24 protein-coding genes are annotated in these 25646 nt (G+C 68.0%); 19 read left to right on the forward strand and 5 right to left on the reverse strand.

The window, feature by feature from the left end; all coding sequences use genetic code 11:
- Positions 1–125 precede the first annotated feature (125 nt).
- The 18 genes from QSJ59_RS12250 (at position 126) to QSJ59_RS12335 (ending at position 20585) form a co-directional block, all read left to right on the forward strand.
- Positions 126–611, forward strand: coding sequence for a MarR family winged helix-turn-helix transcriptional regulator (locus QSJ59_RS12250; protein ID WP_285759516.1), 486 nt, complete (start codon positions 126–128; stop codon positions 609–611).
- 98 nt (positions 612–709) lie between these two features.
- Positions 710–1351 carry a pyridoxamine 5'-phosphate oxidase family protein gene (locus QSJ59_RS12255; RefSeq protein WP_285759517.1) on the forward strand — a complete coding sequence of 214 codons (642 nt, stop codon included), beginning with the start codon at positions 710–712 and terminating at the stop codon, positions 1349–1351.
- A gap of 99 nt (positions 1352–1450) precedes the next feature.
- Positions 1451–2893: an NAD(P)/FAD-dependent oxidoreductase gene (locus QSJ59_RS12260; protein WP_285759518.1), complete on the forward strand. Its 1443-nt coding sequence runs from the start codon at positions 1451–1453 to the stop codon at positions 2891–2893.
- A gap of 108 nt (positions 2894–3001) precedes the next feature.
- Positions 3002–4030 carry an N-acetyl-gamma-glutamyl-phosphate reductase gene (gene argC, locus QSJ59_RS12265; protein ID WP_285759519.1) on the forward strand — a complete coding sequence of 343 codons (1029 nt, stop codon included), beginning with the start codon at positions 3002–3004 and terminating at the stop codon, positions 4028–4030.
- 84 nt (positions 4031–4114) lie between these two features.
- On the forward strand, positions 4115–5269 hold the full coding sequence (argJ, locus tag QSJ59_RS12270; protein ID WP_285759520.1) for a bifunctional glutamate N-acetyltransferase/amino-acid acetyltransferase ArgJ: 1155 nt from the start codon (positions 4115–4117) through the stop codon (positions 5267–5269).
- Positions 5266–6171, forward strand: coding sequence for an acetylglutamate kinase (gene argB, locus QSJ59_RS12275; RefSeq protein ID WP_285759521.1), 906 nt, complete (start codon positions 5266–5268; stop codon positions 6169–6171). The genes argJ and argB overlap by 4 nt, the downstream gene beginning before the upstream one ends.
- A complete protein-coding gene (locus tag QSJ59_RS12280) occupies positions 6168–7385 on the forward strand; it encodes an acetylornithine transaminase (RefSeq protein ID WP_285759522.1) in 1218 nt (405 codons plus the stop codon). The genes argB and QSJ59_RS12280 overlap by 4 nt, the downstream gene beginning before the upstream one ends.
- A complete protein-coding gene (locus QSJ59_RS12285) occupies positions 7382–7915 on the forward strand; it encodes an arginine repressor (protein ID WP_285759524.1) in 534 nt (177 codons plus the stop codon). Before QSJ59_RS12280 ends, QSJ59_RS12285 begins: the two co-directional genes overlap by 4 nt.
- Positions 7916–7988: 73 nt before the next feature.
- On the forward strand, positions 7989–9188 hold the full coding sequence (locus tag QSJ59_RS12290; RefSeq protein WP_285759526.1) for an argininosuccinate synthase: 1200 nt from the start codon (positions 7989–7991) through the stop codon (positions 9186–9188).
- Between the two features lie 111 nt (positions 9189–9299).
- On the forward strand, positions 9300–10721 hold the full coding sequence (gene argH / locus QSJ59_RS12295) for an argininosuccinate lyase (protein WP_285759527.1): 1422 nt from the start codon (positions 9300–9302) through the stop codon (positions 10719–10721).
- A gap of 225 nt (positions 10722–10946) precedes the next feature.
- Complete coding sequence (locus QSJ59_RS12300; RefSeq protein ID WP_285759528.1) at positions 10947–13634, forward strand: sensor histidine kinase; 2688 nt, start codon at positions 10947–10949, stop codon at positions 13632–13634.
- A gap of 9 nt (positions 13635–13643) precedes the next feature.
- Positions 13644–14066, forward strand: coding sequence for a roadblock/LC7 domain-containing protein (locus QSJ59_RS12305; RefSeq protein ID WP_285759529.1), 423 nt, complete (start codon positions 13644–13646; stop codon positions 14064–14066).
- 95 nt (positions 14067–14161) lie between these two features.
- Positions 14162–14470 (forward strand): DUF742 domain-containing protein, encoded by a 309-nt coding sequence (locus tag QSJ59_RS12310; protein ID WP_285759574.1) that lies wholly within the window; start codon positions 14162–14164, stop codon positions 14468–14470.
- Complete coding sequence (locus tag QSJ59_RS12315) at positions 14451–15050, forward strand: GTP-binding protein (protein ID WP_285759530.1); 600 nt, start codon at positions 14451–14453, stop codon at positions 15048–15050. The genes QSJ59_RS12310 and QSJ59_RS12315 overlap by 20 nt, the downstream gene beginning before the upstream one ends.
- A gap of 125 nt (positions 15051–15175) precedes the next feature.
- Positions 15176–16111, forward strand: coding sequence for a sirohydrochlorin chelatase (locus QSJ59_RS12320; protein WP_285759575.1), 936 nt, complete (start codon positions 15176–15178; stop codon positions 16109–16111).
- Positions 16112–16880: 769 nt separating this feature from the next.
- Complete coding sequence (locus QSJ59_RS12325) at positions 16881–18914, forward strand: sensor histidine kinase (protein WP_285759532.1); 2034 nt, start codon at positions 16881–16883, stop codon at positions 18912–18914.
- Complete coding sequence (locus QSJ59_RS12330; RefSeq protein ID WP_285759534.1) at positions 18911–19270, forward strand: DUF742 domain-containing protein; 360 nt, start codon at positions 18911–18913, stop codon at positions 19268–19270. Before QSJ59_RS12325 ends, QSJ59_RS12330 begins: the two co-directional genes overlap by 4 nt.
- Positions 19271–19703: 433 nt before the next feature.
- Positions 19704–20585 (forward strand): mycofactocin-associated electron transfer flavoprotein beta subunit, encoded by an 882-nt coding sequence (locus tag QSJ59_RS12335; protein ID WP_285759536.1) that lies wholly within the window; start codon positions 19704–19706, stop codon positions 20583–20585.
- A 93-nt stretch (positions 20586–20678) separates the two neighbouring features.
- Here QSJ59_RS12335 and QSJ59_RS12340 read toward each other — a convergent pair whose 3' ends face one another.
- From QSJ59_RS12340 to QSJ59_RS12360, 5 genes are all read right to left on the reverse strand, one after another.
- A complete protein-coding gene (locus QSJ59_RS12340) occupies positions 20679–21323 on the reverse strand; it encodes an HNH endonuclease family protein (RefSeq protein WP_285759538.1) in 645 nt (214 codons plus the stop codon).
- Between the two features lie 169 nt (positions 21324–21492).
- Positions 21493–21777 carry a hypothetical protein gene (locus QSJ59_RS12345; protein WP_285759540.1) on the reverse strand — a complete coding sequence of 95 codons (285 nt, stop codon included), beginning with the start codon at positions 21775–21777 and terminating at the stop codon, positions 21493–21495.
- 3 nt (positions 21778–21780) lie between these two features.
- Positions 21781–22068, reverse strand: a complete 288-nt coding sequence (locus tag QSJ59_RS12350; protein ID WP_285759541.1) for a hypothetical protein — start codon at positions 22066–22068, stop codon at positions 21781–21783.
- Positions 22068–22655 (reverse strand): TetR/AcrR family transcriptional regulator, encoded by a 588-nt coding sequence (locus tag QSJ59_RS12355; RefSeq protein ID WP_285759543.1) that lies wholly within the window; start codon positions 22653–22655, stop codon positions 22068–22070. Before QSJ59_RS12355 ends, QSJ59_RS12350 begins: the two co-directional genes overlap by 1 nt.
- Positions 22648–23484: an alpha/beta fold hydrolase gene (locus tag QSJ59_RS12360; protein ID WP_285759545.1), complete on the reverse strand. Its 837-nt coding sequence runs from the start codon at positions 23482–23484 to the stop codon at positions 22648–22650. The genes QSJ59_RS12355 and QSJ59_RS12360 overlap by 8 nt, the downstream gene beginning before the upstream one ends.
- 145 nt (positions 23485–23629) lie before the next feature.
- On the opposite strand from QSJ59_RS12360, the gene tyrS reads away from it, so the two are divergent.
- A complete protein-coding gene (tyrS, locus tag QSJ59_RS12365; protein WP_285759546.1) occupies positions 23630–24928 on the forward strand; it encodes a tyrosine--tRNA ligase in 1299 nt (432 codons plus the stop codon).
- Positions 24929–25646: the final 718 nt, after the last annotated feature.

Here is a 25646-nt window from a genome sequence, read left to right on the forward strand (position 1 = left end):
CCGCGTTACGCCGACCCTCTCCGCCCCTGACCAGGCTCGGTCGGGGGCGGAGGGCTTTGGGTGGCGTCCTGCCTACCGAAGGGGTATTTTATTTTACGGGGAAGATATTTCTTGGGGGGTAAGCGATGACCACGCTGTCCGGCGGGCCGACCGACGACCAGATCACCGATGACGACCTCATCACCAGTTGGGGATTGTTCCACGAGGCGCTGAGCGCGACGATGCCCATCCTGCTGCGCGGGATCGATCCGTGCGGTCGTGACATGTCCGGCCCGTGGTTCGAGGTCATGATCCGCCTCCAGCGTTCCCCCGACAACCGTCTCCCCATGAGCCAGCTTGCCCGGGAGGTGTCGCTGAGCAGTGGTGGGTTCACCAAGCTGGCCGACCGGTTGGAGCGCAACGGCTTCCTGGTCCGCCAGTCCTGTCCTTCCGACCGCAGGGTCACCTATGCGGCACTCACCCCCGAGGGGCTGGAGCTTGCGGAGCAGGCCAGGGCCAAGCACGTGGCGCTGCTGCGTGAGCACGTGCTCGGGGTGCTCGGTTCCGAAGGGATCCACTCGCTGGCCGACCACGCTCGCAAACTCCGCGACAACTCCCGCGAGATCGCCTGACACCGCGTGGAGCGTACGCGAACACCAGTGCGTTAGGCTTGCCTAAGTTTTTTCTTGGCCAAATGGCGCCGGTATAACCGGTGTACAGGGGGAGCGGGATGACCGGGCTGACGGGGATGGACGACGCGGCGGTGGTCGCCGATCACGCCTCGTTGCGCGCGCTCGTCGGGGAGGCCGGCCAGAACGTTCTGGACAAGGACATCGGTCGCATCGACCGCCATGCCGCGGACTTCATCGCTCGCTCTCCCTTCGTGCTTCTGGCCACCTCCGGGCCTGACGGCACCTGTGACGTCTCGCCGCGCGGAGAGAATCCCGGCGGTTTCCTGGTGGTGGACGAACGCACCATCGCCATCCCCGACCGGCCCGGCAACCGCCGCCTCGACAGCCTGACCAACCTCATCGACAACCCCGAGGCCGGCCTGCTGTTCTGCGTTCCGGGGATGGAGGAGACACTACGGGTCAACGGTGCGGCCCAGATCGTCACCCAGGCGTCCCTCCTCCAGCAGATGGCTGTCAACGGCAGGCCCCCCACTCTGGCGATCCGGTTGCGAGTCCGTGAGCTCTACTTCCACTGCGCGAAGGCGTTTCGCCGATCGGGGCTGTGGAAGCCCGAGAGCTGGCCTGATCGCTCGGAGCTGCCCACCCTTGGACGCATCGTCAAGGACCAGAGCGGTACGACCGTCCCGGCCGCCGTCATCGACGCAGGTCTCGCCGCTGACGCCCGAACGAACCTCTACTAGGATCGCTGTCCCCGGGGGCCACGGCCCCCGATAGCCTGTGCCCAGAATGCCCGTATCTCAACGGGCGGCGGGCGTGCAACGTCGAGGGGAGTCCCAACCATGAAACTCATCGCGAGTGCGGCCGAGATGCGGGCGATCCCCCGGTCGACGGAGTTCCGCAACGGCGGTGTGTCCTTCTGGTACCGGGAGCAGGGACTGCCCGAGCGTCGCGCGCCGCTGCCCGGCTCCGCCGACTACGACGTGTGCATAGTGGGCGCCGGCTACACCGGCCTGTGGACTGCCTATTACCTCAAGAAAGCACAGCCCGACCTGCGCATCGCGATCCTGGAACGCGAGTTCGCCGGTTTCGGTGCCTCCGGGCGCAACGGCGGTTGGCTGTCCGCGGAGTTCGCGGGATCACGGGAACGCTATGCGGAGTCCCACGGCAAGGGGCCGATGATCGCCCTCCAGCGCGCCATGATGGCCTCGGTGGACGAGGTCATCGCGGTGGCGGAGCGCGAGGGGATCGACGCGGACATCGTCAAGGGCGGAATGCGCACGGTCGCCACCAACTCCGCCCAGGAGGCCCGCCTGCTGGAGGAGATCGCCTACCTCCAGGAGTGGGGCTACTGGCCCGAAGACATCTACCTGCTGGACCCCGGGCACGAACCCGCACTACAGGTGGCCGGTGCGGTCGCCGCCGCCTTCAGTCCGCACGCCGCGCGCATCCAGCCGGCCAAGCTCGCCACCGGGCTGGCCAGGGTGGTGGAGGCGTTGGGGGTGGACATCTTCGAGGACACCGCCGTCACCGAGATCACGCCCCGGACGGGGCGCGAGCACCCCTCGGCCGTGACGCCGGGGGGTACGGTGCGTGCCGAGCACATCATCCGCGCCACCGAGGGGTTCACCTCGTCCCTCGCCGGTCAGCGCCGCCAGTGGCTGCCGATGAACAGTTCCATGATCGCCACCGAACCCTTGGACGCCCGGACATGGGAGCGGATCGGCTGGAGCGGTCGGGAGGTCCTCGGCGACGCCGCGCACGCGTACGTCTACGCCCAGCGCACCGCCGACGACCGGATCGCCATCGGCGGACGTGGCGTGCCCTACCGGTTCGGCTCCGCCCACGACGCCAACGGGGCTACCCAGCCGCAGGCCATCGCGGAGCTGTGGCGGGCCCTGGTGCGGCTGTTCCCGGCCGCTGCCGAAGCCCCTGTGGCGCACGCCTGGTCCGGGGTGCTGGGGGTGCCCAGGGACTGGTGCCCGACCGTGCACGTGGACCACGCCGAGGGGCTGGGATGGGCCGGCGGGTACGTCGGCAGCGGTGTGAGCACCTCCAATCTCGCCGGACGCACCCTGCGCGATCTCGTGCTGCGCCGTACCACCGAACTGACCCGGCTGCCGTGGGTCGGCCACCGGGTGCGCGGCTGGGAACCCGAACCGTTGCGCTGGATCGGTACCCAGGTCATCTACGGCCTCTACCGGACCGCCGACCGCCGTGAGTCCGACCGCGTCTCCCAGACATCCGGTTTCGCCGATCTGGCCGCCAAGATCTCGGGGCGCTGATCGGTCGCCCGTCGGCCCGTCGGTCGATCCTTATGCGCTGGCTTGCATAAATTTTCAGCAGCGTGCATGATGGTGCACAACGCGCACCATCTCACGGGGGAGTCAAGCATGGGTCACACCGCTGCCGTCGCCGGTGCCAGCGGCTACGCGGGCGGCGAGCTCCTGCGTATCCTGCTCGACCACCCCGACATCGAGATCGGCACACTCACCGCCGGCGGCAACGCCGGCACCCCCCTGGGCGCACACCACCCGCACCTGATCGCTTTGGCCGATCGCGTCCTCGCCGACACCAGCGCCGCGACACTGGCCGGCCACGACATCGTGTTCCTGGCCCTTCCCCACGGCCAGTCCGCGGCCATCGCCGCCGAGCTGGGCGAGGACGTGCTCGTCGTGGACCTGGGAGCCGACTTCCGGCTCACCGACGCCGACGACTGGACGGCCTTCTACGGCTCGGAACACGCCGGGACCTGGCCGTACGGTCTCCCCGAACTCCCGGGAGCCCGCACGGCCCTCACTGGTGCCAGGCGCATCGCCGTACCCGGCTGTTACCCCACCTGCGGAACCATCGCCCTGTTCCCGGCCTATGCAGAGGCGCTCGTGGAGCCCGAAGCCGTGGTCGTCGCCGTCTCAGGAGCCTCCGGAGCGGGCAAGGCCCCCAAACCCACCACCGTGGCCTCGGAGGTCATGGGCTCGGTCAGCACCTACGCCGTGGGCGGTGCACACCGTCATACGCCCGAGTTCGCACAGAACCTCTCGGTCGCTGCCGGTGCCCGCGTCACCGTCTCCTTCACGCCGATGGTCGCGCCCATGCCCCGCGGAATCCTGGCCAACTGCTCGGCCCCGCTCAAGCCGGGGATCACCGCGGCCGACGTTCGCGCCGCCTATCAGCGGCACCTCGCCGACGAACCCTTCGCGCACCTCCTGCCCGAGGGCACCTGGCCCAGCACCGGAATGACGGTGGGCGCAAACCACGCGCTCGTGCAGGTCACCGTGGACGAGGCCGCCGGTCGTCTCGTCGCTGTCGCTGCCATCGACAACCTCACCAAGGGCACCGCGGGCGGGGCCGTGCAGAGCACCAACATCGCCCTGGGCCTGCCCGAGACCACCGGCCTGCCCGCCGCCGGTATCGCACCCTAGCCACCGCCCGGCGGACCGTGTCCGCCCCGAACCATCCAGCGCGGTCCCGCCCACCCGGCGGGGCAACCGACGAAAGGCAGCACAGTGAGTGTTACCGCGCCCCGCGGTTTCCGAGCCGCCGGAGTGGCAGCCGGAATCAAAGGCGGTGAGCACCGCGACGTCGCCGTGATCGTCAACGACGGACCTTCCCGAGCCGCCGCAGCCGTCTTCACCACCAACCGGGTGAAGGCCGCGCCGGTCCTGTGGTCCCAGCAGGTCCTCGCAGGCGGCCGGGTGTACGCGGTGGTCCTCAACTCCGGCGGCGCCAACGCCTGCACCGGTGCGCCCGGCTTCCAGGACACCCACGCCACCGCGGAGCGCCTCGCGGACGCGTTGGAGGACTCCGCCGCCGAGATCGTCGTCTGTTCCACCGGCCTGATCGGCGAGCGGTTGCCGATGCCCGAGCTCCTGGCCGGTGTGGACGCGGCAGCGTCCACCGTTGCCCGCGACGGCGGCCTGGACGCCGCCGACGCGATCCGCACCACCGACAGCGTCTCCAAGATCGCTTTCCGGCGCGGTGGGGACGGCTACACCATCGGAGGTATGGCCAAGGGCGCCGGAATGCTCGCCCCCTCGCTGGCCACCATGCTCTCGGTGCTCACCACCGATGCCGACCTCACGTCCGAACAGTGCGACACGCTGCTGCGCGCGGCCACCGCCTGCACGTTCGAGCGGGTCGACGCCGACGGCTGCACCTCGACCAACGACACCGTGCTCCTGATGGCCTCCGGGGCCTCGGGCGTGGTGCCCGACACCGCCGAGTTCGCCCGGCTGCTCACCGAGGTCTGCCAGGACCTGTGCAATCAGCTCATCGCCGATGCAGAAGGCGCCTCCAAGACCATCGCCATCGAGGTGGTCGGCGCGGCCAGCACCACCGACGCCGTCGCTGTCGGCCGCTCCATCGCCCGCAACGCGCTGTTCAAATGCGCGATCTACGGTGAGGACCCCAACTGGGGGCGGGTGCTCTCTGCGGTAGGCACCACCGACGCCGTCTTCGAACCCGACCACCTCAACGTCGCCATCAACGGAGTGTGGATCTGCCGGGGCGGTGCGGTGGGCGACGACCGCTCCAAGGTCGACCTCAAGCCCCGTGAGGTGACCGTCACCGTCGACCTCTCCGCCGGAACCGAAGCCGCCACCGTCTGGACCACCGACCTGACCGCCGAATACGTCCACGAGAACTCGGCCTACTCGACATGATCTCCAGAATCCACGCCGCTGCCCTTGAGAAAGCCAACATCCTCATCGAGGCACTGCCCTGGCTCGGCGCGCTCCACGGCAAGACCGTCGTCATCAAGTACGGCGGAAACGCGATGACCGACCCCGAACTGCGGGAGCGCTTCGCCGAGAACATCGTCTTCCTGCACTATGCGGGCCTTCGCCCGGTCGTCGTGCACGGTGGCGGCCCGCAGATCAGCGCCCACCTCGACCGGCTCGGCGTGGAAAGCACCTTCGCCGGGGGACTGCGCGTCACCACGCCCGAGACGATGGACGTCGTCCGGATGGTCCTGGTCGGGCAGGTCAACCGTGAGATCGTCGGGCTGATCAACGCCCACGGCCCTTTCGCCGTAGGCATGTCGGGTGAGGACGCCCATCTGTTCACCGCCGAGCGCAAGCCCGCCATCGTCGACGGCGAGCCCGTCGACATCGGTCTGGTCGGCGAGGTCGTGGACGTGCAGCCCGGTGCGGTGCGCAGTCTGCTCGACGACGGCCGGATCCCGGTCGTGTCCAGCATCGCCCGCTCGACGGACGGCGTGTACAACGTCAACGCCGACACCGCGGCGGCAGCCCTGGCCGTGGCGCTGGGCGCGACCAAACTCATCGTGCTGACCGACGTCGAAGGCCTCTACGCCGACTACCCGGCCAACTCCGACCTGATCAGCTATCTTTCCGCCACCGAGCTGGAGCAGCTGCTTCCCGAGCTTTCCTCGGGCATGGTGCCCAAGATGGAGGCGTGCCTGCGGGCGGTTCGCGGCGGTGTCCCGCAGGCGCACGTGCTGGACGGCCGGGTTCCCAACGCGATGCTCCTGGAAATCTTCACCGACGACGGCATCGGCACCATGGTGCTCGCCGACGAGTCCACCGAAGGAGAGCTGCCATGAGCGCCACCGAGCAGCTGCGCGCACGGTTCGAGTCCGTCTTCATGCCCAATTACGGCACGCCGCCGATCGCACTGGTCAAGGGGGAGGGACGCCACGTCGTCGATGCCGACGGCAAGCGCTACCTCGACCTGATCGCGGGCATCGCGGTGTCCGCGCTCGGCCACGGCCACCCCGCCCTCGCCAAGGCGGTCGCCGCGCAGGCAGAAACGCTGGCCCACACCAGCAACCTCTTCCTCAACGAGCCCGAGATCGCGCTTGCCGAACGGCTCGTCGGCCTGCTCGGCGTACCCGCCAGGGTCTTTCTCGCCAATTCGGGCACCGAGGCCAACGAGGCCGCGCTCAAGCTCGTCAAGCGCGTCGCCGGTCCCGACCGTACGTACTTCGTCTCCACCGTCGCGGGTTTCCACGGGCGCACCTCCGGATCGCTCGCCCTCACCGGCAAGGACGCCATCCGTGAACCGTTCGGGCCTTTCGGCCTGGACGTGCGGTTCGTCGCGCACGGGGACGCCGAGGCCCTGCGCGCGGCGGTCACGCCCGCCTGTGCAGGAGTCTTCGTCGAACCCATCCAGGGCGAGGCAGGAGTGGTCGCCCCCGACCCGGATTACCTGCACGCCGTGCGCGAGATCTGCGATGAGAACGGGGCGGCGTTCGTCCTGGACGAGATCCAGAGCGGCGTCGGACGCACCGGTCACTGGTTCGCCCATCAGGGGCACGGTGTGCTGCCCGACGTCATGACCCTGGCCAAGGGCCTGGCCGGCGGGCTTCCTATCGGGGCCTGCATCGGTTTCGGACCCTACGGGACGGCCTTCGCCAAGGGCGACCACGGTTCCACCTTCGGCGGAAACCCGATCGCGGCGGCCGCAGCGCTGGCGGTCCTGGACACCATCGAGGCCGACGGTCTCCTGGAGTCGGCAGCCCGGCTCGGCGCGCTGCTCGCCCAGGAGATCCTGGACGTCCACCACCCTCTGATCACGGGGGTACGCGGAGCCGGCCTGTGGCGCGGCATCGTGCTGGCCGCCCCCGTCGCCGCCCGGGTCCAAGCGCGCGCCGCAGCCGCGGGTTTCCTCGTCAACGCGGTTACCCCCGACACGATCCGCCTCGCCCCGCCGCTGACGATCACCCGTGGCGAGGTCCTGGAGTTCACCGGTGCACTGCCCAAGATCCTGGCCGCCGTGGCCGCAGAGGGCGACGGGGACGGGGCAGGGCGACGATGACCGTCGATGGTGTGAAGGGCTCCCCGCTCACCAAGGCCGCCCGGCACGCCCGGATCACCGAGGTGCTGACAAAGAACGACGTCCGCTCCCAGAGTGATCTCGCCAGGCGGCTGGCGGAGGCTGGTGTGCAGGTCACGCAGGCGACGCTGTCGCGCGACCTGGACGAGCTGGGAGCGGTCAAACTCCGCACCGTCGACGGAAACCTGGTCTACGTCCTCCCCGGCGAAGGCGGTGAACGCCTGCAACGGGCGCGCACCGACAACCTGGGCCTGGAGCACGTGTTCAACTCACGTATGAGCCGACTTGCCGAAGACCTCCTGGTCTCGGCCGAAGCCTCGGCCAACATGGTCATCGTTCGCACCCCGCCCGGGGCCGCGCAGTACCTGGCCTCGGCGATCGACCACACCGACATCCCCGCGATCCTGGGCACCATCGCCGGCGACGACACCATCCTGGTGATCGCCCGCGATCCCCAAGGGGGCGGGGAGCTCGCGGCGGCGTTGCTTCGGCTCGCCAACCGGCGCCCCTGACCGGGCGCCGAGCACAAGGAACGGCCGAAGCACGCGCATCGGCGTCCACCATTTCCACGTAGGAGAGAAACTCATGACCGAGCGGGTCGTACTCGCGTACTCCGGCGGACTCGACACCTCCGTCGCCATCGGCTGGATCGCCGAAGAGACCGGCGCCGAGGTCGTCGCCGTCGCCATCGACTGCGGCCAGGGCGGCGAGGATCTCGACGTCATCCGCAAACGCGCACTGGACTGCGGCGCGGTCGAGGCGGTCGTCGCCGACGCACGCGACGAGTTCGCCAACGAATACTGCGTCCCGGCCCTCCAGGCCAACGCGCTCTACATGGACCGCTATCCCCTGGTCTCGGCACTGTCGCGGCCCCTGATCGTCAAGCACCTCGCCGACGCCGCCCGTTACCACAACGCCACCATGGTCGCCCACGGCTGCACCGGCAAGGGCAACGACCAGGTGCGCTTCGAGGCGGGCCTGGCCGCGCTGTTCCCCGAGCTCAAGGTCCTCGCCCCGGTCCGCGACTCCGGCATGACCCGCGACAAGGCCATCGCCTTCGCCGCCGAGAAGGGGCTGCCGATCGACGTCACCAAGAAGTCCCCGTACTCCATCGACCAGAACCTGTTCGGTCGTGCCGTGGAGACCGGCTTCCTGGAGGACATCTGGAACGGTCCCATCGAGGACGTTTACGACTACACCCAGAACCCGGCCGAGGAGCGCCCGGCCGACGAACTGGTCATCTCCTTCACCGCGGGTGTCCCCACCGCGATCGACGGCAAGGAGCTCACCCCGCTCCAGATCATCGAGGAGCTCAACCGGCGTGCCGGAGCCCAGGGAATCGGCCGCATCGACATGGTCGAGGACCGGCTCGTGGGAATCAAGAGCCGCGAGATCTACGAGGCTCCCGGTGCCATCGCGCTGATCGCCGCCCACCAGGAGCTGGAGAACGTCACCGTCGAGCGCGAGCTCGCCCGGTTCAAGCGCGGGGTCGACCAGCGCTGGGGCGAGCTGGTCTACGACGGCCTGTGGTTCTCCCCCTTGAAGAAGGCCCTGGAAGGATTCATCGTCGAGGCCAACCAGGCCGTCACCGGCGACATCCGTATGGTCCTGCACGGCGGTCGCGCCGTCGTCACCGGCCGGCGCAGCGAGGCGTCGCTCTACGACTACGAGCTGGCCACGTATGACACCGGTGACACCTACGACCAGAGTCTGGCCCGGGGCTTCATCGACATCTGGAGCATGCCCGCCAAGATCGCCAGTCTCCGGGACCACAAGCTCTCCTGAGCCCTAGGCTCGCACCAGCAGCAGTACCGTTCGGCCGCCGCGGCGATATGCGCGGCGGCCGAACGCCTTCTCCCGCTCCTTTCGACCACTGACGAGATTTAAGGACCTACCGTGGCACACGAGCCCGACGACCAAGCCGTGCGGCTGTGGGGCGGACGCTTCGCAGGTGGCCCCTCCGAGGCGTTGGCCAGGCTCTCCCTCAGCACGCACTTCGACTGGCGACTCGCCCGCCACGACATCGCAGGGTCACGCGCCCACGCCCGGGTCCTGCACGCGGCCGGGCTGCTCACGCCCGACGAGCTCGCCCAGATGATCAAGGGCTTGGACCTGCTGGAGACCGACGTCGCGTCGGGAGCCTTCACACCGGTCCTGGCCGACGAGGACGTCCACACCGCACTCGAACGCGGTTTCATCGAGCGGGTGGGAACCGAACTCGGGGGACGGTTGCGTGCCGGGCGCTCCCGAAACGACCAGATCGCCACACTGGTCCGGATGTACCTGCGCGAGCAGGCCCGCGTCATCGCCGCAGAGGTTCTTGATCTGGTCTGCGCGTTGGCCGACCAGGCCGAGGCCAACATCGACGTCGCCATGCCCGGGCGCACCCACCTCCAGCACGCACAACCCGTGCTGCTCGCCCACCACCTCATGGCGCACGCCTGGCCTCTGGTCCGCGACGTGCAGCGGTTGCGCGACTGGGATGCCCGTGCGGACGTCTCCGCCTACGGTTCCGGCGCGCTGGCGGGTTCCTCGCTGGGCCTCGATCCCGAAGCCGTCGCCGCCGATCTTGGGTTCTCCCGGTCGGTGGAGAATTCCATCGACGGCACCGCTGCACGCGACGTGGTCGCGGAATTCGGTTTCGTCTCGGCGATGATCGGGGTGGACCTGTCCCGCTTCGCCGAGGAGATCATCCTGTGGGCGACGAAGGAGTTCTCCTTCGTCACGCTCGACGATGCCTTCTCCACCGGATCCTCCATCATGCCGCAGAAGAAGAACCCCGACATCGCCGAGCTGGCCCGCGGCAAGGCCGGTCGGCTCATCGGCGACCTCGCCGGCCTGCTCGCCACCCTCAAAGGGCTCCCACTGGCCTACAACCGGGACCTCCAGGAGGACAAGGAGCCGGTCTTCGACGCGGTCGACAACCTCACCATCCTGCTCCCGGCCTTCACCGGAATGGTCGCGACCCTCACCTTCGACGGTGAACGGATGGCCGAGCTCGCCCCGCAAGGGTTCTCCCTCGCCACCGACATCGCAGAGTGGCTCGTGCGCAGCCGTGTCCCGTTCCGGGAGGCCCATGAACTGGCCGGCGCGTGCGTGCGCGTGTGCGAGGAACGCGGTATCGATCTTCCCGACCTCACCGACGCCGATCTGGCTGCTGTCTCCCCCCACCTCACACCAGAGGTACGGGAGGTACTGACGGTCGGGGGATCGTTGGGCTCGCGTTCGGCAAAGGGGGGAACGGCCCCGGTCAGGGTCGCCGAGCAGCTGGCCGATCTGCGCTCCGCCATCGCCGGTCACCGGTCCTTCACCGGCTGACCCGACCGCTTCCTGCCGTAGGGCGGGCCGCGACACGTGCCGCGACCCGCCCTGCCCGTGTTCCCCGATCGAGTCCTCTGTCGTATCAGGGTGGATTTTGGTCAAAGCTCCCACAGGCCCCTTTGGCATCAGGTAGCGTCCAGAACCTGTCAGCACCAAGCGTGTGCATCCCCTGGCACAAAGTGAGGGCGATGCGTCCGGGGTCAGCCGCGGGGGAGGAGCTCAATGGGGAAGCCCGACGGTAGCGTCCGCAGTATTCGGTCACAGCTCAACCGGGTCGTGTTGATACCTGCGGTGACCTTCCTGCTGCTCTTCGCCGTGTTGAGCGCGGCCACGCTGATGCAGGCGTTCGCACTGCGTTCGGCCGGCGACGACGGCAGGAACGGGGTTTTCCTCTACCGCGCGGTGGTCGAGTTGCAGAACGAGCGCAGGCTCTCCGTCGAGTACGCCGCGGACCCGTCCCGCGCGACCTTCGAGTTGTTGCGCGATCAGTACGTCGCCACCGACGCCGCTGTCGCCGCCATCGGTTCGCGTGGCGAGCAGGTGGACACCGCCGCCACCGATACGGTCGCCGATCTCACCGACTCCTTCTTCGACGCCCTGCACGGGCGTGCGGCCTTGCGCGAGGAGGTCTCGGGAGGACAGGCCGATCGTGCAGGCGGCCATGAGCGATACAGCCATATCATCGACCTGGCGTTCGCGCTCTACGACGCACGGGCCAGACTCTTCCAGGACGGTGCCTCCGTTGCGTCGGCGGCCACCACCCTGGAGGCGCTGCGCACCCAGGAGGCGTTCTCCCGGGCCGACGCACTGCTGTCTGGGGCCCGCGCCGACGGCACCCTCACCACCGCCGAGCAGACCGATTTCACCGGCCAGTTCGCCGACGTACGCCAGCGTCTCTCGCAGATCGTCGCCAACCTCGACGAATCCGCCATCGGTCATCACGACGCGTTGACCGTTTCGCCCGACTGGAGCAGCCTGGTCGGCACGGCCGAGGCGATCTCGTCGTGGGCACCGCGGCCACCGACGCCCCCGGCCATCGGAATCGACCCCGAACCGGAACCGGTCGCGACCATTCCCAGCGAAGCGGAGGACTGGCGCCCCGTCGCCGACACCGTCAACGCCTCTCTCGTCCTGATGGCCGACACGCAGGCCGAAGCCACCATCGCGACCACCGATGCCGCAGGGGCGCGCAGTCTCTCGATCGCGATCGGCGGAGGCATCCTGGCGTTGTTCGCCGGTGCGCTCGCCTACGGCGCAGCCTCGAAGGCGGCAGGGCGCCTCACCTACCGGCTCGGTCGATTGCGTCAGGACACCCTTGACCTCTCCGGCACGGAACTGCCGCAGATCATGCACCGGCTGGAGCGCGGAGAGACCATCGATCTCGAAAGACAGCCGCGCTGTCTGGACTACGGCACCGACGAGGTCGGTCAGGTGGCCGATGCCTTCAACACCGCGCAGCGCAGGGCGGTGGGGGCCGCGGTCAAGCAGGCCGAGATCCGGGAGGGCGCGAACCGGGTCTTCCTCGCCATCGCCCACCGCAACCAGTCGCTCCTCCAGCGACAACTGCACCTGCTGGACCGGGTGGAGCGTGAGGAGGAGGACCCCGACCTGCTGGAGGACCTCTTCCAGCTGGACCATCTGGCCACCCGCGGTCGGCGCAACGCCGAGAACCTGATCATCCTGGGGGGCGGCCAGCCGGGGCGGCGTTGGCGCAACCCGATCCCATTGGTCGACATCCTGCGCGGAGCCATTTCCGAGACCGAGGAGTACGCGCGGGTCAAACTCCGGGTGGTTCCCAATCTGTCGCTGCGCGGTGCGGTCGTGGCCGATGTCATCCATCTGCTGGCGGAACTGGTCGAGAACGCCGCGGCCTACTCACCGCCGCACACCAAGGTGTTCATCCACAGTGAGATAGTGCCCAAGGGCGTAGTCGTGGAGATCGAGGATCGCGGACTGGGGATCAGCGACGAAGACCTCACGCAGGCCAACATCACGCTCTCCACCACACCGGAGTTCGATGTCATGGCACTCACCGAGGACGCCCGGTTGGGGCTCTTCGTGGTGGCCCGCCTGTCCAACAAGCACGATATCCGGGCGCAGTTGTGCACCTCTCCCTACGGCGGGACCCGCGCGGTGGTCCTCATTCCCTCCGCGCTGGTCGTCGACCCCGCCTCGCCCCCGTCCCCGACGGCGCGTTCCCGGCCCTCCGTGGCCAAGCCGGGGCGGGGGCGGGAGGACTTTCCGCGGATTCCCGACGACATCGGGGACCTGTTCGACCAGTCGCGCGCCGGAGCGACCCGGACACCGATGCGTGGTGGGACCGCGCCCGGTTCCCGAGGGAGCAAACCTCAAGCACCCAAGTCCGAGTCAGGTGACCGCCGTTCTCCCGGTTCGGCGGATTTCCCGGGCCAAGCACGCGAATCGGGGCGACCCTCCCCGGCTACTTCTCGTAATGCCCGGCCGGTGGGCGACCCGGTGCCGTATAACGTAACTGGACCTGTGGACCGGTCGTCTGCGACGCCGTCCACCGACGGCCGTCCTGCTCTGCCCACCCGGCACTCGGGGCCGGTCCGTCCGACGCAGGAGGGCCACGACCCGCGACCCGAACTGCCCAGGCGTCGCCGGCAGACCCACTTGGCCCCGCAGTTGCGCGAGGAGCAGCCGACCATCGCGCACCAGCCCGCCGGTTCGGCCGACGCACGGTCGCCCGAAGAAGCCCGCACGATGATGAGGGCTTTCCAGAACGGGACGCGTCTGGGACGCGCGAGCGAATCCGAGGAGACACCCGTGCACGAGCCCGCGTTGAACGGCTCCCGCCGTCTTGAACACGGATCGGGCGTCAGCACCCCGGCATCCCAGGGGCCGGGACGGCCGGTCCGTCCAGGCGACCACTCCGATAAGAGCGAATGAGGCATGTAGATGAGCAACGCTACGGGCGACCTGAACTGGCTGCTCGACGATCTGGCCGATCGGGTCGTGGGCGCTGACCACGCTGTCGTGCTTTCCGCCGACGGTCTTCTCATCGGTAGGTCGCGTGCCCTCTCGACAGAGGACGCCGAACACCTCTCCGCAGTGGCCTCTGCCTTTCAGAGCCTGGCCCGGGGGACCGGACGCCAGTTCGGCGGCGGGTCGGTGCGCCAGACCGTGGTGGAGATGGAGCACGCCTACCTGTTCGTCACCGCGGCGGGGGAGGGGGCCTGCCTTGCCGTGCTCGCCTCCGAGGCGGCCGACGTCGGCCTGGTCGCCTATGAGATGAACACCAGGATCAAGCGAGTCGGACAGTTCCTCAGCAGCGCTCCCCGATTCCCGGAAACCTCGACGTCAGGCTCGCCCCAATCATGAGCAGCGGTGGTTACCGGGAATCCCCTGACGGGGATCCGAAAAAGCCGGTCTTCTACTCGGACGTGGGAGCGGGGCCACTGGTACGGCCCTACGCCATGACGGGCGGGCGCACCCGTGCCATGGCGACCACCCTGGACATGATCAGTGTCGTCGTCGCCTCGCGTCGGGAAGTGGACTGGGCGGCGGTTCAGCCCGAGTCCGCATCGATTCTGAAGCTGTGCCGCAGACCGATCTCGGTCGCGGAGCTCGCAGCGCACATGGATATTCCGATGACGGTGGTCAAGGTACTGCTCAGCGACCTCGTCGGCAAAGGGTTCGTCCTTGCTCGGGCACCGCTCCCCGCGGCCGAAAATCCCCAACTGAACGTACTTCAGGCGGTTCTCGATGGCATCCGTAGACTCTGACATCCCCACCACCGAACGGGGCCTCCCTCAGGCCCTCAAGATCCTGGTCGCCGGGGGCTTCGGCGCGGGCAAGACGACGCTGGTCGGCTCGGTCAGCGAGATCACCCCGCTCAGCACCGAGGAGATCATGACCGAGGCCAGCCTCGGTGTGGACGACCTCAAGGGGGTGGAGGCCAAGACGACCACGACGGTGGCCCTGGACTTCGGCCGGATCACCATCAACCCCGAACTCGTCCTCTACCTCTTCGGCACCCCCGGCCAGCAACGCTTCTGGTTCATGTGGGACGAACTCGCCACCGGGACGCTCGGCGTGGTGGTCCTGGCCGACACCCGCCGCCTGGACACCTGCTTCTCGGCCGTGGACTTCTTCGAGCGCCGCGGCATCCCCTTCGTCGTCGCCGTCAACCGCTTCGAGGGTGCGGCCGACTACACTCGCGACGAGGTGCGGGAAGCGCTCGACGTCGGTTCGGACGTACCGATCGTGCCCGCCGACGCCCGTCAGCGTGACTCCGGCAAAGAGGTCCTGCTTACTCTTGTCGAGCACGTAATCCGGCGCCGAAGCCCCATCTCCACGGGCTGAGCGCCATCCATGCCACAGTCCATGGGATGATCCGTTACCACGGTGCGATCTTCAGTGACGAAAATCGACCGAAGTAGGTCCATCACCCCCGAGTCGATAGCCTCTCTCGCGTGAATTCAGACGGTATGCAGAATTCTGACAGACTTCCTCCCCGTGCCCTCCCCCGGCGCCGCTCTGGTCGGCACCGTGATCCCCTGTCTTTCGACAGCTGGGTCGGCACCCCAACGCTTGTCCTCGCCGTGCCCGGTGACGCCGCGGATGGAACCACGGGGGCCGAACTCGGTGCCTCGATGGCAGACCTGGTGCGGTCCTACCGGCCCGAGGTACCCATCCGCTTCGCCCATACCGAGGGGGAGGCCGGCGGGATCACCGAAGTCCTCGCCGGACTGGTGCCCGAAGGAGCGCCCAACGAAGAGGAGCGCCCGCCCGGCTACTGCGACGCGGTCATCGTTCCCCTCGTCACCGGAACCCATACAGCAATCACCGCGACGATCGCCCAGGCGTTGCCGGCCTCCGGAGCCGTCGCCCGGATCACGGACGGGCTCGGGCCGCATCCGATGCTGGCCGAGGCACTGCACTTGCGCCTGGCCGAGGGCGGGTTCGCCCGTGCCGACCGGATGCGGCTGATCAGCGTTGTCGCGGCCAGTGACACCACGGCAGACGGCGTCATGGTCGGCTCCGTGGGCGGCCCGGAGGCGATCGACGAGGCCGGAGTGAGCGCGGTCCTGTTGGCTGCCCGACTCGGTGTGACCGTGCTGCCCGCGGCATTGGACGACCCTGCCCACGTCGCCCAGATCTTCGACCAGCTCGCCGCCGCCGGTTCCCGGCGCCCGGTCATCGCCCCGAGCGTCATCGGGGCGGAGTTCCCGCAGGAACGCATTGCCGAGCTGGCCGCCGAACACGGAGCCTCCTACAGCGCGTCGTTGGGCGCCAGTTCCACCCTGGCCAAGATCGTCGCGCTGCGCTACGCGGAGGCCCTCAACGCCTTGGGGATCGATCAGCAGCCGGCACTCGAAGAACTGCCTGCCCCGGTCGGCTCGCGGCACCGTCCCGAGCACTGACCGGTGAGCCGGATGCGGCCGGTCCTTCCGTCGAGGAGGGCCGGCCACCCGTGTCTCCGGCCCCTTTGCGGTGGCATCCGGCCGATGACGTGCTCCTCCGGGCGGACCGAATTCCCGGCCGCCCGGATGGGGCGCTGCGTCAGTATGAGTACCGGTCCTGGCCCTCGGCCCCGCCGTGCCTGTTCGTGGGCAGGTTCGCCCCGTACCGTCCTCTGATCGGTAGCGGGTGCCCTCACCGGAAACGTCCCTCCGATCCCGAGGGCTTTCGGGGCTTCTGTCCGTGGCACGACAACGACAGGCCGGGGAGCCCCGACCAGAGTGCCGAGGTACGCGGTGTCGTGTTCCCGCGCGGATCTCGGTCGGGAGAACATGATCGTCGGGTGCGCGCCTGCCTGGTACCGGCCGCCGAACACCCGGGCGCGGCCCCTTCGGCCCGCCCGTGCCAGGAAGAGTTGCTTCGGGCGGCGGGCGACGACGAATTCCTTTCCCGTCCATTCGGCAAAAACGGTTCGCCTGAAAAGGCGGAATGATCTTTCCGAAGCCGTGACGAATTGTGGTGGAACCGGTTGAACGGCCTGCGATTCGAGGCAGGGCGAGGGGTGGATGCCCGGTTGGCCTGGTAGGGGGAGCTCGCCCGTTAAGCCCACTCTGAGCAGCGGAGACGTGAGAGCGGCAGGTTTTTCGTGACTACTATTTGTTACTAGTCGGCCACGCAAAGCCATGATTTTCGATACGGTCAACTCGCGTCCGATGCCATGGGGAGGCCGTTATGAACGCAGGTTCTGATAATCGTGGCGGACCGGTTGCGGGACGCACGATCCGCAGTCAGTTGACCCGAATGGTCCTCATCCCCAGCCTCGGTTTCCTTCTTTTGTGGGCGATACTGACCGCTGCCAGCACACTGGGCGCCCTGAACCTCATCTCCTCGGTGCGCGATGGGCGAGCCGGCATGGTGGCCTTCGGTGCGATTGCAGCGGACCTGCGCTACGAACGCGCCCAGACCCAGGTCTACCTCGGTGACCTCGCCACCGAGACCCGGGCCGACTTGGACCGGGGGCGCGAGCGTGCCGACGCCACCTTCGCCCGGGTCCACGCGCGGACCGGGGCACTGCTCGACGCCGATCGCGGGGAGTTGCCCCGACGCGTCGCAGACTTCTTCACCGCCTGGGACGAATTGCCCGATCTGCGCGCCGCGGTGGACGGGGGCTCCCTCACCAGGGAGGAGGCACTGAGGGAGTACACCGCGCTTCTCGATGGCATCCTGCTGGTCAACGATGCGATCGTCGTTCAGCTCTACGGCGACTCCTCGCGGGCCGACGGTGTCACCGCACTGGAGTTACTGCGCGCGCACGATCGCTTCTCCCAAGCCGGTGCACTGCTCTCGGGCGCACTGGCCGCCGGCGAGATGAACCATGACGAGACCGCGCACTTCACCTTCCTCAGCGCCTCCTACCGCGACATGCTCGGTGCGGCCCAGCCCAACATGACCGACCGGGTACGGGCCCTGGACACCCAGATGCGTGAGAGCTCTCCCTGGTCGGCCGCGGAGGACCTGAGTCTCAAAGTCGTCTCCCGATCACCCGTGAGCGATTCCACGGAACTGGGAGAAGCCGCGTTCAACAGCCGCATTCCCACCGACGCCACCGCATGGAAACAGGCGGTGGCCGGAACCGACCCGTTGTTGCGGGGCCTGGCCCAGTCGCAATTCCAGGCCGCCCTGGACGTGGCCTGGGGGTCGGCGATGCGCGTCATGGTCATCAACGCCGCGGGATCCCTCATCGCCCTGGGCGTGGGCGCCATCGGAATCGTTCTTGCCCTGCGCTCCTCCCGGCGCCTGACCGGACGCCTGCACCGTCTGCACGACGAGACCTTGGAGGTCGCCGACACCCGGTTGCCCGCGATCGTGGCCAAGGCCCAACGTGGTGCACGAGTGGACGTGGCGGCAGAGCTGCCCCCGTTGATGCACGGTTACGACGAGATCGGCCGGGTGGCCGACGCCTTCAACACCGCGCAGCGCACCGCGGTGGGGTCGGCGGTGAAGCAGGCGGAGATCCGCGAAGGAGCCAACCGGGTCTTCCTCGGGATCGCCTACCGTAACCAGGCACTGGTGCAGCGCCAGCTCCAACTCCTCGACGAGATCGAATCGGCGGAAGACGATCCGGAGACCCTGCGTAAACTTTTCCAGCTCGACCATCTCACCACGCGCAGCCGACGCTACGCGGACAACCTGATCATCCTCACCGGCGCCCACTCGACCCGGCGCTGGCGCGAACCCATGCCGGTGGTGGATGTGCTGCGCGCCGCGCTCTCGGAGACCGAGGACTTCGAACGGGTCCGACTCAAGTCCGCGCCGCGGGCGTGGGTCCGTGGTTTCGCGGCGGCCGACGTGGTGCACCTGCTCGCCGAACTGGTGGAGAACGCCACCCAGTTCTCCCCGGCCGGCAGCCGGGTCGACGTGAACAGCAGCAGCATCCATAACGGGCTCAGTATCGAAGTGGAGGACCGAGGGCTCGGGATGACCGAGGCGGCCTGTGACGCCGCCAACCGCACCCTGGCCCGTCCCCCCGAGTTCGATGTGATGGCGTTGCCCGACGAACCGCGGCTCGGACTGTTCGTCGTCGCACGTCTCGCCGCCCGGCACGGAGTGCGGGTGCGCCTGTCACCGTCGCCCTACGGGGGGACGCAGGCCTGTGCGGTGCTGCCCTGGGCACTACTGGCCGACACACCGGCCGACGCGCTGGTGCCGCGGCAGGAGCGCAGCGCTCCTCCACGGCCCCTGTCCGAGCGTGAGCCGCTGCCGTGAGCGGGCCGGGAGGGTTCGACCCCGGTCCCGGGCGGCTGCTCCGGCCTTTCGCAGTGGTCGCCAATTCCCCGGGGCGGATCCGGACGCCCCGTCTTGACCTGGCCGCCCTTCTCGTGGCGACCCGGACGCCTCGGCACGGTGACGAACTCCGGCCGGAGCAGGAGCAGATCCTGCGGCTGTGCGCCACTCCGCGCTCGGTCGCCGAGCTCGCCGCTGCCCTGGCCATGCCGACCAACCTGACCCGGCTCCTGGCCGTCGACATGCTGGCAACCGGCTCGCTGCGCCAGTGCGACACCTCTTATGAGGGAAAGGACGTCATTCTGGCGGCTGTCCTGGAAGGTCTGCGTGCACTCTGACATCAGCGCCTCGTCCGCCCCGGTGCGTGTTCCACGGGTGAGCGCAGCCGCCTTTGCCGCCGGTGCCCTTCGGCCGCTCCGGGAGGCCACCGTGGTACCGGCCACAATCGGCTCGGACCGGGGGTGCCGACACTTCTGTGAATCCTCTTTTCCTGTTGTCCGCCGACCAGCCCCCCGCCGATCTCGCCCCGCACATCCGAATGTGGGAGCCCCATCCAGCCAACGCTTCGCGTAGCGGACAACGGCCATCGGCTCCCGATCATCACTGCCCTCTCGCGGGTGCGCTCGCTGCCCCGACCGTGTACTGAACATCCGCGCGCTGTCGGGCCGAACCCGCGCGCCTTTTGGCGCGACTATCCTTGGTCACGAGAGACTTCCCAGGTCAGACGCAGCTCAATCGGTCCGACGCATACACCTAGGGAGCACGACCGCTATGACTCAGGAGCACGCACCCCTCATCGTGGTCGCGGTGCGCCACGACGACCACCCCCAAGCCATCACCCCGCTCAACGGGATCGCCCGGCCCGAAGGGCATACGAGTGCCCTGGGAGAAGCCGATCGCTGCGCTGTCGAGCACGGCCTGCGCATCGCTGAGGAGCTCGACGGACGTTGTGTCGTGGTCGCGATGGGCCAGTCGGTCGCCGATGCGGCCCTGCGGGTAGCGCTCGCCGCCGGCGCAGCCGAAGTGCTGAGGATCGAGTCCTCCCGTGCCGGAGTCGGCGACGAGGACGGTGTCGCAGCCGCGGAGGTGCTCGACGCCGCGTTGGTAAGTACCTTTGGTCCTCCGGACCTCGTCCTGTGCGCTGATCGCTTCGCCGACAGCGGGGCCGAAACCCTGTCGTCCCTTCTCGCGGTCCGTTTCGGCGCGACCCATGCGCGCGGCCTCCTCGAACTCACCGCGGACGATGGCGAGACCACTCTGACCGCACTGCGCCGTCTCGACGAGGGGCGAAGGGAACGCCTCACCGTTCCGCTGCCGGCGGTCTGCTCGGTGGAGCCAGGTTCCGCGATCCTGCGAGAGGCGACCCTGCCCGCCACCGTCCGCGCCGGTCGCGCCGGTGTCCCGGTACTCGTCGTCGCCGCGGAGCCGGCTCCCGTCACGCGGCTCGCCTCCGTGCACGCCTACCGGCCGCGCAGCCGGGTCGAGCCGGCGACAGGCCCCACCGACCCGCACGGACGACTCATGGAGCTCGTCGACCCCCTCGTCCTGCGCGATTCTTCGCGCGGTCCGCGTGCTGCCGGCCCTGCTGAGCCCACCGAAGAACTTTTGTCCTCCCCCCGCGGGCGCGGGTATCTTCCGGCCGACACCGCCTGAGCAGAACGGCTCCGTGTGGTTGTCGTGCTCGGACGACACCGAAGCCGGCGCCCCAACGGGCACCGGCTGCGGGAGTTCAGGGCATGCGGGTGATCAGCAGGAGCTGTTCAGCAAACTGGTGAGCTTCGTCTTCTCGGCGGAGTCGACACTCAGGTTCCAGTAGTCCTTCACATGGATCCAGGTCTTTGCGTAGTCGCAGTGCACAGCGGTCCGGGTCGGCATCCATTTGGCCGGGTCCTTGTCCCCCTTGGAGGAGTTGCTGGTCCCGGTGACCGCCCACAGTTGACCGGTGGTCAGGTCGTTGGCGAACTGCTGCCGACGGCTGGTCGACCAGGTGTCGGCACCCGAACGCCATGCTTCGGCCAGAGGGACGAAGTGGTCGATGCTGATCTGCGACGGAACCGACGTGGTCACTCCGTCGTAAACGCTGTACCAGCTGCCGGAGGTCGGGTAACAGTCGTTGCCGACCGTGACGTTGGTGCCGTCGCGGCGCAGGACCCATTCACGCGTGTTGCAGTTGCCCTCGACCGTGCTCCAGTGGGGGAAGAGGCTGCGGTCGTAGGCCGAGGACGCGCCCTCGGCCTTTACGGTCAGTCCCGACAGCATCGTGCGCGCCTGCGCCAGGCTGGGGGGAGCGGGGGGAGCGGCGAGTGCAGGGGAGGAAGGGATGACGAGTGCGGCCAGGACAAGCGTCGTGGTGCACGCGACCGAGGCCAGGCGACTGAGGACGGTGGCCATGCTTATCTCCAAAGCAAGAGCGGGGGTGCCTCCGGACGAGACAAACGATCGTCCATCAAGCAGGCCTGATCCATAGCTTAGGGTGAGCAAACGATGACGAAAAGTCGCCGATCTTTTTGCTGGTAACGCCCTTGACGCCAAATCGGGCTCGCATTTCCCCAGGTCACAGTCATCCAAGCAGGTCGCTGGTAAAAAATCCGCCCAGGAGCAGGGACACACTCAGGCTGTAGAGCAATGCCCCGGTCCGGTAGGGCTGGTCGCGCATTGTCCGCCGTGTGTACAGCGCCGCTCCGACGAATACCAGCAGCCCGTCCACGAGTGCGGCGGCCGCGGGGGTTTCCCCCAGTCCGAGGACGATCAGCAGTAGATCGCCGGTATCGCTCGGGAGGATCGCGATGGCCGGCCGGTGCGCCAGCAGGTCCGGTAACCAGTGGCTGAGGACCGTTCCCGCCACGACCTATCCCGCACCGGGGCTCCAGCGTCCTTTCACCAGTAGGTGCACCAGTGCTCCCGCCAACGCCGCCAACAGCACATTGGACACCAGGGCGTGGGAGTACAGCGCGTCGATCCACAGCGATCCGTACCCGCGGGCGCCCGCAACTGGTTCCAGCGCCTCCACCCCGACCGCGGAAAGAGGAAGGAACGCCAGGTCGGGGAGCTGGGAAGCCACCAGCAGTACTCCGAGCAAAAGCTCCGGGCGCCGCGCTTTCACGGCTGCCGCGACTCCGAAATGCCCCGCAAGCATCAGTGCACTCTCCTGTCGGAGTCGGAGGGCCATGTCTGAAGGGCGCGGATCAATCCTTCGACGAGCGCCCGGTAACTGGCATCGACGTTCTGCGGCAGGCCGAATCCGCCCCGGGTCTCCAAGTCGACGAATCCGTGCAGTCCGCTGCGCAGCATTCTGACCGCGTCGACCATCGACTCCTCTGCCAGGCCGAATCCGCGCACCACGGCGGCGATCACTTCGACCGTGCGGGCCGCTGCTGCCGTAGCCTCGGTGTCCTCGGACAGCGGTGCCACTTGCAGAGCGGCGTAGCGTCCCGGGTGGCGGGTCGCGTAATCGCGGTAGGCGGCAGCCAGGGAGTGCACCGCGTCGACCCCGGAGCGTCCCAGTGCTGCACGGCCGAGGACCTCGGCGAACTCAAGGACGGTCAACAGGGCGAGATCGCGTCGCAGCCCCTCCAGTCCGCGCACGTGTTTATACAGGCTGGGAACCGCAACGCCCAGACGTTTTGCCACGGTCGCCAGCGACAGCTGCTGGTAGCCCTCCTCGTCGCTGATCCTGGCAGCCTCGGCTGCGACCAGCGCCGGGGTCAGCCCCGCCCTAGCCACGGGTGGAGCCGGCCGTGAACGCCAGAATGGCCGCGGCGACCAGGTCGGGCCGCTGTTCCTGGGGATAGTGGCCCGCGTCGGGCACCATCATCAGTTCTGATCCGATCCGTTCGCCGATCCAAGCCGCTTCGCGGGCAGGGTCGGGCCAGTCCGGATCGAGTGCTCCCATGAGCACGAGCGAGGGTGCGGTCACCTCGTCCAGCCGTTGCTCCACCTCGCTGTGCGAGGTGACCAGCGTCTTCGCGATGGCACGGTAGCGCTCCTTAGAACGTAGCGCTGTGCGCACCGCTGCCATGTGCCCGTCGTGCCCGAGCGGGGTACGCCCCGCGTACAGCTTTTCCAGGTACCCCCCGAGCACTGCCGGCCCCCAAGGCCGCAAAGACAGCAGGCGTATCGCCAACCGCGTGGGTGCACCGCCCGAATCGCGGAGGAACGGACCGATCAGGACCAGTGCAGCGACCAATTCCGGACGCTCGGCGGCCACCCACGTGCTGATTGCGGCTCCCATCGAGTTGCCGACCAGCAGTGCCCGGCCGCCGCCCAGGTGTTCGATCAACGCGATGAGATCGGAGCCCCCGGCACTGTCCCCGTAGTCGTCGAAGCCGGTTGTGCTGTCGCCGTGACCACGCAGGTCCAGTACCGCGACCCGGTATCCCCGTTCGGCCAGTGCCGGTGCGAGGAAGCGGAAGCTGCTTCGGGAGGAGGCCATACCGGGGACGCATACCGCGAGGGGCCCCTCGTTGCGCTCCCCGTGCATTTCGTAGGCGACGGATCCGCCGGGACGCGACAACAGGCGAACCGGAAGAGATCCTGATTGGCTAATTTCCATAACCCTGAGGCTAATGCCATTAGCTTCAGGTGGCAAGAGAATCCAGCGCGGCTCTTGGGAGGGAACCGCTACCGTAGGGGGCGACGGTCCGGTGAAGCCTCAGGTGGGCCGGACGTGAAGCCAGTGAGCGCTACGGAAAGACCACATGACCGACATCATCGACGAACTTCAGTGGCGAGGCCTTCTCGCACAGACCACCGACCTTGACGCATTGCGCAAGGCGCTGGCCGATGGTCCGGTCACCCTTTATTGCGGCTTCGACCCAACGGCCGGGAGCCTGCACGTCGGCCACCTCACCCAGGCGCTGACGCTGGCCCGGTTCCAGCGTGCCGGTCACCGGCCGGTCGCCCTTGTGGGGGGTGGAACCGGCATGATCGGCGACCCCAAGCCCAACGCCGAACGCGCGCTCAACTCGCCGGAGACCATCCGCGGCTGGGTGGGCGCCCTGGGCGGGCAGCTCTCCGCGTTCTTGCGCTTCGCCCCGGACGGGGTGGCCGCGGGGGCAACCGACGCAATCCTTGCCGACAACGCCGACTGGCTGGGCGGTTTGTCGGCGATCGGCCTTATGCGCGACGTCGGCAAGCATTTCGGCTTGAACCAGATGCTGGCCAGGGAGACGGTCAAGAGCCGTCTTGACGGTGTCGGCATGAGTTACACCGAGTTCAGTTACGTGTTGTTGCAGTCCTACGACTATGTCGAGCTGTACCGACGGCACGGGTGCACGCTTCAGATCGGCGGCAGCGACCAGTGGGGCAACATCACTGCGGGGCTCGACCTGATTCGCCGCATGGACGCGAACGAACCGCACGGTCCGGCACACGCATTGACCACAAACCTGCTCACCAAGGCCGACGGTACGAAGTTCGGCAAGACCGAGAGTGGGACCATCTGGCTCGACCCCGAACTGACCAGCCCCTACGCCTTCTACCAGTTCTGGTTCAATTCCGACGACCGTGACGTCGTCCGCTACTTGCGCACGTTCAGTTTCCGTTCCTGCGAGGAGATCGAGGAACTGGAGCGCCAGACCGCTGAGCGTCCTGCCGTCCGTGCGGCGCAGCGGGCGCTTGCCGAGGAGCTGACCACGATGGTGCACGGAGAACAGGAGTGCCGCAACGTCGTCGAGGCGAGCAAGGCGCTGTTCGGTCAAGGGGACCTGGCCTCGCTGCCGGAGGCGACGCTGCGTGCTGCGCTCTCGGAGGTGCCGCGCAGTCAGATCGAGGGGCCGGTTGCCGACCTCCCGCCACTGCTCGACCTGTTCGCCCAGATCGGTCTCGTCCCCAGCAAGACCGCTGCGCGGCGGATCGTGCAGGAGGGCGGTGCCTATCTCAACAACACCAAGGTCACCGACATCGAGGCCCGGGTCGGGGCCGAGGACCTGCTGCACGGGCGCTACTTGGTGTTGCGTCGGGGCAAGCGCAATATCGGCGGCGTCGTCCTCGGTTAGCCGTCTTCCAGTCGTCCCTGGCGGGCTTCCCCTCGGAAGAGGGGAAGCCCGCCGCGCTTGTGCGGTCGAGGAAAATTTTTCAGGATCGGGGTTTGGGTCTGCCACGCCGCGGGGAGGACTGTCTCTGCCTAACCAGTAAGTCCGATCCACCGCGCAGGTCTGAACTACAGAGCCGCGCGATCCTGAAGCGTCTAGACCTGATCAAAGGTCTTCCACCTCGCTGACCTGGGGATTAACGCCAAGGTCGAGGTCGCGTTTGACGTGTCTTCAGGAAGAACTTATTCTTGCCAAGCACCGCGACGTGTTGGGCGCTCACGCAGCGCCCGTTTCACCCCCTCGCGGTTCAACTCAGAGGGATCTCCGGTCTGAGCATTGCTCAAGGCTGGTAATCTTTCATCTCGGCCCTAAAAAGCCGTGAAAATGGATTGCTTTGGACATTTCGAAACACCGGTTCGGTGCAAGGAAATGTGCTGGTAATCTGGTAGAACAAGAACTCGAGGACATAAGTTCTCACCGTTCTTCACCAGCTTCATCAAGGGTTTGCGAAAAGCGCGGATTTGCGCCGGAACAAACACCCTGATAAAGTCGGGAACACAACAAAGCGGAAACAACGCCGCACCGATACGAAGAGCGTGACACGCGGGCCTGGCCCGCTGGGAATGCTTGTAGACGGTTAAGCGGTTGCTTTTTGAGAACTCAACAGCGCGTGTTTATTTAC

Origin of the sequence: Nocardiopsis ansamitocini (assembly GCF_030268225.1) — a bacterium.
GTDB lineage: Bacteria > Actinomycetota > Actinomycetes > Streptosporangiales > Streptosporangiaceae > Nocardiopsis_D > Nocardiopsis_D ansamitocini.

Bases quoted from the DNA above. Each gene is read 5' to 3' on its own strand.
- QSJ59_RS12250 (WP_285759516.1), top strand. From the start codon at position 126: ATGACCACGCTGTCCGGCGGGCCGACCGACGACCAGATCACCGATGAC.
- QSJ59_RS12255 (WP_285759517.1), top strand. From the start codon at position 710: ATGACCGGGCTGACGGGGATGGACGACGCGGCGGTGGTCGCCGATCAC.
- QSJ59_RS12260 (WP_285759518.1), top strand. From the start codon at position 1,451: ATGAAACTCATCGCGAGTGCGGCCGAGATGCGGGCGATCCCCCGGTCG.
- argC (WP_285759519.1), top strand. From the start codon at position 3,002: ATGGGTCACACCGCTGCCGTCGCCGGTGCCAGCGGCTACGCGGGCGGC.
- argB (WP_285759521.1), top strand. From the start codon at position 5,266: ATGATCTCCAGAATCCACGCCGCTGCCCTTGAGAAAGCCAACATCCTC.
- QSJ59_RS12280 (WP_285759522.1), top strand. From the start codon at position 6,168: ATGAGCGCCACCGAGCAGCTGCGCGCACGGTTCGAGTCCGTCTTCATG.
- QSJ59_RS12285 (WP_285759524.1), top strand. From the start codon at position 7,382: ATGACCGTCGATGGTGTGAAGGGCTCCCCGCTCACCAAGGCCGCCCGG.
- QSJ59_RS12290 (WP_285759526.1), top strand. From the start codon at position 7,989: ATGACCGAGCGGGTCGTACTCGCGTACTCCGGCGGACTCGACACCTCC.
- QSJ59_RS12300 (WP_285759528.1), top strand. From the start codon at position 10,947: ATGGGGAAGCCCGACGGTAGCGTCCGCAGTATTCGGTCACAGCTCAAC.
- QSJ59_RS12305 (WP_285759529.1), top strand. From the start codon at position 13,644: ATGAGCAACGCTACGGGCGACCTGAACTGGCTGCTCGACGATCTGGCC.
- QSJ59_RS12310 (WP_285759574.1), top strand. From the start codon at position 14,162: ATGACGGGCGGGCGCACCCGTGCCATGGCGACCACCCTGGACATGATC.
- QSJ59_RS12315 (WP_285759530.1), top strand. From the start codon at position 14,451: ATGGCATCCGTAGACTCTGACATCCCCACCACCGAACGGGGCCTCCCT.
- QSJ59_RS12320 (WP_285759575.1), top strand. From the start codon at position 15,176: ATGCAGAATTCTGACAGACTTCCTCCCCGTGCCCTCCCCCGGCGCCGC.
- QSJ59_RS12325 (WP_285759532.1), top strand. From the start codon at position 16,881: ATGAACGCAGGTTCTGATAATCGTGGCGGACCGGTTGCGGGACGCACG.
- QSJ59_RS12335 (WP_285759536.1), top strand. From the start codon at position 19,704: ATGACTCAGGAGCACGCACCCCTCATCGTGGTCGCGGTGCGCCACGAC.
- QSJ59_RS12340 (WP_285759538.1), bottom strand. From the start codon at position 21,323: ATGGCCACCGTCCTCAGTCGCCTGGCCTCGGTCGCGTGCACCACGACG.
- QSJ59_RS12350 (WP_285759541.1), bottom strand. From the start codon at position 22,068: ATGCTTGCGGGGCATTTCGGAGTCGCGGCAGCCGTGAAAGCGCGGCGC.
- QSJ59_RS12360 (WP_285759545.1), bottom strand. From the start codon at position 23,484: ATGGAAATTAGCCAATCAGGATCTCTTCCGGTTCGCCTGTTGTCGCGT.
- tyrS (WP_285759546.1), top strand. From the start codon at position 23,630: ATGACCGACATCATCGACGAACTTCAGTGGCGAGGCCTTCTCGCACAG.